The organism is Methylopila musalis (genome assembly GCF_042679725.1).
Lineage (GTDB): Bacteria > Pseudomonadota > Alphaproteobacteria > Rhizobiales > Methylopilaceae > Methylopila > Methylopila musalis.
Genome location: NZ_JBHTMX010000195.1, coordinates 1 through 5,116 on the forward strand (window position 1 = coordinate 1; position 5,116 = coordinate 5,116).

Consider the following 5,116-nt stretch of genomic DNA (forward strand, 5'->3'; position numbering starts at 1 on the left):
GCCGGCGCGGCGGACGACCGGCCGCCGTCGCCCGGTCCCGGCGCGCCCCGCGGCGGCGCGACCACGCAGCGGGACTTGCCCGCGACCTTGGCCTGATAGAGCGCCGCGTCCGCCGTATCGAGCAGCGCGGGAATGACGTCGCCGTGGTCCGGCACCAGCGCCACGCCCACGCTGACGCCCACATGCGCCTTCACGCCGTCGCCCAGATCGTAAACCGCGCTGATCTCCCGGATCAGCCGCTCCGCCAGCGCCGTGGCGTGGACCTTCTCGACGCCGCGCGCGATCACCACGAACTCGTCGCCGCCGATGCGCGCCGCCACGTCGCCCATGCGCAGCAGCCCCTTCAGCCGCTCCGCGGCGATGGTGAGCAGCTTGTCGCCGCGGGCATGGCCGTAGGAGTCGTTGACCGCCTTGAAGCCGTCGAGATCGAGGTAGAGCAGCGCCAGCGGCTCGCGGAAGGCGCCCGGCGCGCCGTCGATCGCGCGCATCAGTCCGGCCCGATTGGACAGGCCCGTCAGGATGTCGTGGCGGGCCTGATGCTCGTGCTCCCGCTCCGCCTGCATGGTCGTCACCATCAGGCCCTTCAGCTTGAAGGCCGCGATGCACATGCTGATGGCGTAGAACGGCACCTGGAGCACGGTCAGCAGCATGGCGACCTCGCCCGTGAACGGCGCCGCCAGCGGGATGGGGCCGAGGCTGAGGACGATCATCACCGCGCACAGGCGCGGCGCCGCGAAGTTGCGGAAGCAGATGCCGCCCACCATGCCGGCGGCCGACATGCAGGCGAGCGTCGCCGCCACCCAGTCGCCGCTGAGCACGCTCACGGTCGCGCCGTAGCCCACGCTCGCGGCCCAGCACACGCCGAGGATGAGATAGAGATCGGTCGGGGTGGACTTGCCCTGATCGGCCCGGTGGAACGACCAGCGCAGCACCGCAAGGCGCACGGCCCCGAGCATGATCTCCAGCGCCAGCCACAGCTGAACGTCGGCGTGGGGCACGCGCACGGCCACGATCGCCGCGACCGCGATGCTGTTGAGCACCCCGCCAAAGAAGATCGGCAGCGTCGCGAACAGGCTTTGCACCATCGCGGCGCGGATGTCGTCGGGCACGTTCGGGCCGGCGTCGGCGAGCCATCGCGTCGCCCGCCAGCGCGGCATGCTGAACCTGCGTCCCTGACTGCGCATTCCACCACCAGCACGACGCGCGGTTAAGGTCAGCCTAAGAAACAGGCACTTCTCACAGAAGGTCGCCCGATAGGCCGACGTCGCGCGCCGACGCTTATGATGTCACGGACGGACGGACGCAACCGACCGTCGCGTGCGCGGTCGACATGCGCAAACGGATGGCTCACGTGCGCGTGATCACAGGAACCCACGTGGACGCCCGACGTTGAGGCAGACGTTGGAGCCGGACGTCCCAGCGCCTGCGCCGCCGACCCTTCCCCGAAACGACGCCGAGAAAAGGGACGCTGTCGCTTCGGAACGAAGGCGCGGTTCAGGAATTGTAAAGCTGAAGGGTAAAATACTACACCGTCTTTTACTGACGTGTAACCGAGTAAACCATGGCGGGCGCATCATGCGCGACAGGACCACGAACGTGTTGGACATTCACATTCAGCGGGAGATCGGCGGCAGGCTGCGGCAGCGGCTGACGGCCGACGGCGCGCAGACCCAGCTTCCGTCCACGCTGGACAGCCTGCTGAACGACCTGCGCCGGGCGGAGGACGCCCAGCCGCCCCGCATCCGCGACCTTCCCAACTGACACGGCGCGGCGGCGCGCCGCTCTTTGGATTTCAATTGAAGCTGTAAGGCTGCGTCCTGCGCTTACGGCACGACGCCGTTCTATGCGATGGGACCGTCTGATCGTGATCGCGGCGTGACGGCGCTCAGACGCCGGCGATGCAGCGCTCCAGCAGCCGGTCGAGGAAAGCCTCCAGCACGTCGAGCTGGGTCTCCTCCAGATACTCGTCCGCCGTGTGGGCCTGGACGATGGAGCCTGGACCGCAGACCACGGTCGGCACGCCGGCCGCCTGAAAATGACCGGCCTCGGTGCCGTAGGACACCGCGAAGGCGCGGTTCTGGCCGGCCAGCCCGAAGGCCAGCGTCTCGGCCCTCGAGCCGGGCTCCGGCCGCAAGCCCGGCACGCTGGTGCGCAGCCGGGTCGTCACCGAAGCGTCGGGCGCGCCGAGGCGCAGCGTCGGCAGCACCTCCTCCTCCGCAAAGGCCGCGAGCCGCGCCGCCGGCAGCGTCTCGTCGAAATCGGGCAGGCCCCGGAACCCCCAGATCAACCGGCAGCGCTCGGGCACGATGTTCGCCGCCACGCCGCCCTCGATCATGCCGACGGTGATGGTGGTTTCCGGCGGCGTGAAGCGGCCGGACGGATCGCCCGCGATGGCGAAGCTCTCGCGCAGGCGCTCCAGCTCGCCGATCAGCTTGCCCATGCCCAGAATGGCGTTGGCGCCGAGCTGCGGCATGCTGGCGTGCGCCGAACGGCCGGTCACCACCGTCTCGTAGGACACGACGCTCTTGTGGGCGTCCACCACGGTCATCTCGGTCGGCTCGCCCACGAGACAGAGCAGCGGCTTCGGCAGATCGACGCCGAATCGCCGGATGGTGGGTTCGACGCCGACGCAGCCCACCTCCTCGTCGTAGGAGAACACCAGATGGATCGGCGTTTTGAGGTCGGCGGCGGCGAAGCGCGGCGCGGCGGCGAGCACGCCGGCCAGAAAGCCCTTCATGTCGCAGGCGCCGCGGCCGTAGAGCCGCCCGCCGCGCGCGGTCAGCACGAAGGGGTCCGAGGTCCAGGGCTGCCCCTCCACCGGCACCACGTCGGTGTGGCCGGACAGGGCGACGCCCGGCCGGTCCTTCGGGCCGATGGTGGCGAACAGCGCCGCCTTGGCGCGGGTTGGGTCGGGCGTGCGCACGCTCGCGATCCCGAGCGACGCCAGCAGCTCCTCCACATAGAGGATCAGCGCCAGATTGGACTTGGAGCTGACCGTGTCGAAGGCGACGAGCCGCGCGAGGATCTCGCGCGCGTCCGGGAAGGCGGCGGCCGTCATGGGCTTCGGCCTCAGTGCAGGGTGCGGACGGTGTGGGGGCTTTCCAGCGCGAAGGCCGGGATGGCGGCGTCGAACGGGTGGCCGGATTCGGTCTGCATCTGGAAGCTGCCGACCATGATGCCGGACGGCGTCGGCAGCGGCGCGCCGCTGGTGTAGGTGTAGGACTGCCCCGGCGCCAGCGTCGGCTGCTCGCCCACCACGCCGGGCCCGCGCACCTCCTCGGTGCGGCCGCGGCCGTCGATGATGCGCCAGTGCCGCGCCAGCAGGCTCACCGTCGCCAGCCCCTCGTTCACGATCTCGACCGTGTAGGCGAAGACGTAGCGGTCCTCCTCCGGCGCGGATTCGCCCGGCAGGAACCGCGGCTGCACGGTGACGCGGATGGCGCGCGTCACCGCGGTCCAGCGATGCTCTTCGATCGGGCGGGCGGCGTCGGCGGAGGGTTCGGTCATGATGGCGGGAGCTTAAGCGCCGCGCGCGGGGCGGCGTCAACGGCTCAATCGCGTCCTGCGGCCGGCGCGCCCCATGAAAAAGGCCCGGACGGGGACCGTCCGGGCCTTTTGTCGGCGCGCCGCGGCTGAGCCTTAAGCTCCGCCGCGCGGGATCAGCGCCGGATCAGCGCGGCTGGGCGAACTTGGCGCCGCGGGTCGCGATGTCCTTCAGCGGCCGGGCGCTCTCGGTCGCCGCCTTCTGGGCGAGGGCGGAGAGCTCCTTGGTCTGGGCGCCGAGGGTCTCGAACTGCTTGCGGGCGTAGGAGGTCTGCAGCTCGATCGCCTGCGCCACCGACTTCGCGCCGAGCAGGGCGGTCAGGAAATCGAAATGGGCGTTGACGTTGGCGCGGGTCGCCTCGACCGACTTGCGGCCGAACTCCTTGTAGCCCTGCGAGAACGTGGCGTAGGCGTCCTCGAGCGCGTCGGTGGTCTCTTCCGCGGCCGCCTTGAAGCGTCCGTAGTTCTCCTTCGCCTGCGCGACGCTCTTCTCGGCGATCTCGCGGGCCGGAGCGCTGGTCTCGGCGATGACGGTCTCCGCGGTCGCGGCGACGGTCTCGACGGTGTCTTCGGTCTTGCCGGCGAAGGTCTTCGGGGTCGTGGCCATGGGTCTTCCTCTGGGTTGGACAGCCGGCGGAAAACGCGTGGGCCGACGGACCTGCGCTCCGCCGTGAGGCGCCCGGTCCGCATGCGGAGACCGGGCGTCCGGTTAAGGAAGACGCCCATCGCCGCAGGTTTCTGTGTGCAGCGCAACATAGTGCTGCGCCGCAACATCATCAACCCCGACGATACGGGCTATCGCATTTTTGCTTCAGCCGCGTGACCCGCCCCGCGACAGCTCTTCCACCTGCCGGCTGAGGGTGGAGGCCTGGGCCTTGGCGAACTCGGTCTGGATCGCCACAACCTCCTCGAGGCTCTTGGCTTTCAGGAGCTTTTCGGCGAGCTCGAAGCTTGCGGCCACGTTCGCCTCGGCGAAGGACACCGCGGCGCTCGCCGCGCCGCGCGCGTTCTTCTGCGCGGTCTCCGCCTGGGTCTCCACGGTGGACGCCGCTTTGTGCGCCGCATCCATGAAACTGTCGAACGCCTTGCGGGCCTGCTCGACGCTCTTCTCGGCGAAGTCCCTCATCTCGTTGGGAATCTCGTAACCGCCGGTGGCCATCGCCTGTCTCTCCTCAAGACTGATCGCGGCCGGCGCGCCGCGACCCCACGTCGCGACGAGACGGCCTGCGATCTGGGTAACAGCGCCGGTGAGACCGCGCAAACGTCCATTGGACGCGACCCGGTTAACCTTGGCGCGCAAACCTTTGGGATGGACGCTTCGGCTCTGTGGACGCGATTCGGCGGCCTCTGTATTTAAGTGTTTGTTAACGCAGGCGCGGCCCGTACGGTCGGCCGCGCCCAGAGGCGACGAATGGATTCGAGCGAAGCCCCGTCCGCGATCTCCGACGACCCCCGGTTCGAGCCCCTCGCCGGGGCCTCCGAGCCGGTTGTGCTGTCGGACGCGGCCGGCGTGGCGCTGTGGGCCAACGCCGCCGGCCGGGCCGCCTTCGGCGACGGCCGGCTCGACGCCGCG

Annotated in this window: 6 protein-coding genes; 1 reads left to right on the forward strand and 5 read right to left on the reverse strand. The window is 70.0% G+C overall.

The window, feature by feature from the left end:
• Positions 1–1,157, reverse strand: a 1,157-nt coding sequence (locus ACFQ4O_RS14820; RefSeq protein WP_378776672.1) for a diguanylate cyclase, incomplete at its 3' end; no start/stop codon positions are given.
• A 439-nt stretch (positions 1,158–1,596) separates the two neighbouring features.
• Between ACFQ4O_RS14820 and ACFQ4O_RS14825 the strand changes: the two genes are divergently transcribed.
• Positions 1,597–1,761 carry a hypothetical protein gene (locus tag ACFQ4O_RS14825; RefSeq protein WP_378776674.1) on the forward strand — a complete coding sequence of 55 codons (165 nt, stop codon included), beginning with the start codon at positions 1,597–1,599 and terminating at the stop codon, positions 1,759–1,761.
• A 124-nt stretch (positions 1,762–1,885) separates the two neighbouring features.
• Here the strand turns inward: ACFQ4O_RS14825 and argE are convergent, their stop codons facing one another.
• From argE to ACFQ4O_RS14845, 4 genes are all read right to left on the reverse strand, one after another.
• Positions 1,886–3,058: an acetylornithine deacetylase gene (gene argE / locus ACFQ4O_RS14830; RefSeq protein ID WP_378776676.1), complete on the reverse strand. Its 1,173-nt coding sequence runs from the start codon at positions 3,056–3,058 to the stop codon at positions 1,886–1,888.
• A gap of 11 nt (positions 3,059–3,069) precedes the next feature.
• Complete coding sequence (apaG, locus tag ACFQ4O_RS14835) at positions 3,070–3,507, reverse strand: Co2+/Mg2+ efflux protein ApaG (protein WP_378776678.1); 438 nt, start codon at positions 3,505–3,507, stop codon at positions 3,070–3,072.
• A gap of 163 nt (positions 3,508–3,670) precedes the next feature.
• Entirely contained in the window at positions 3,671–4,150 is a 480-nt protein-coding gene (locus ACFQ4O_RS14840; protein WP_378776680.1) for a phasin, read from the reverse strand.
• A 204-nt stretch (positions 4,151–4,354) separates the two neighbouring features.
• The gene (locus ACFQ4O_RS14845; RefSeq protein ID WP_378776682.1) at positions 4,355–4,702 is read right to left on the reverse strand and encodes a phasin family protein; all 348 of its coding nucleotides are present in this window, start codon (positions 4,700–4,702) and stop codon (positions 4,355–4,357) included.
• Between the last annotated feature and the right edge of the window lie 414 nt (positions 4,703–5,116).

Coding starts and splice junctions, on each gene's coding strand:
- argE (WP_378776676.1), bottom strand. CDS start 3,058: ATGACGGCCGCCGCCTTCCCGGACGCGCGCGAGATCCTCGCGCGGCTC.
- ACFQ4O_RS14845 (WP_378776682.1), bottom strand. CDS start 4,702: ATGGCCACCGGCGGTTACGAGATTCCCAACGAGATGAGGGACTTCGCC.
- apaG (WP_378776678.1), bottom strand. CDS start 3,507: ATGACCGAACCCTCCGCCGACGCCGCCCGCCCGATCGAAGAGCATCGC.
- ACFQ4O_RS14840 (WP_378776680.1), bottom strand. CDS start 4,150: ATGGCCACGACCCCGAAGACCTTCGCCGGCAAGACCGAAGACACCGTC.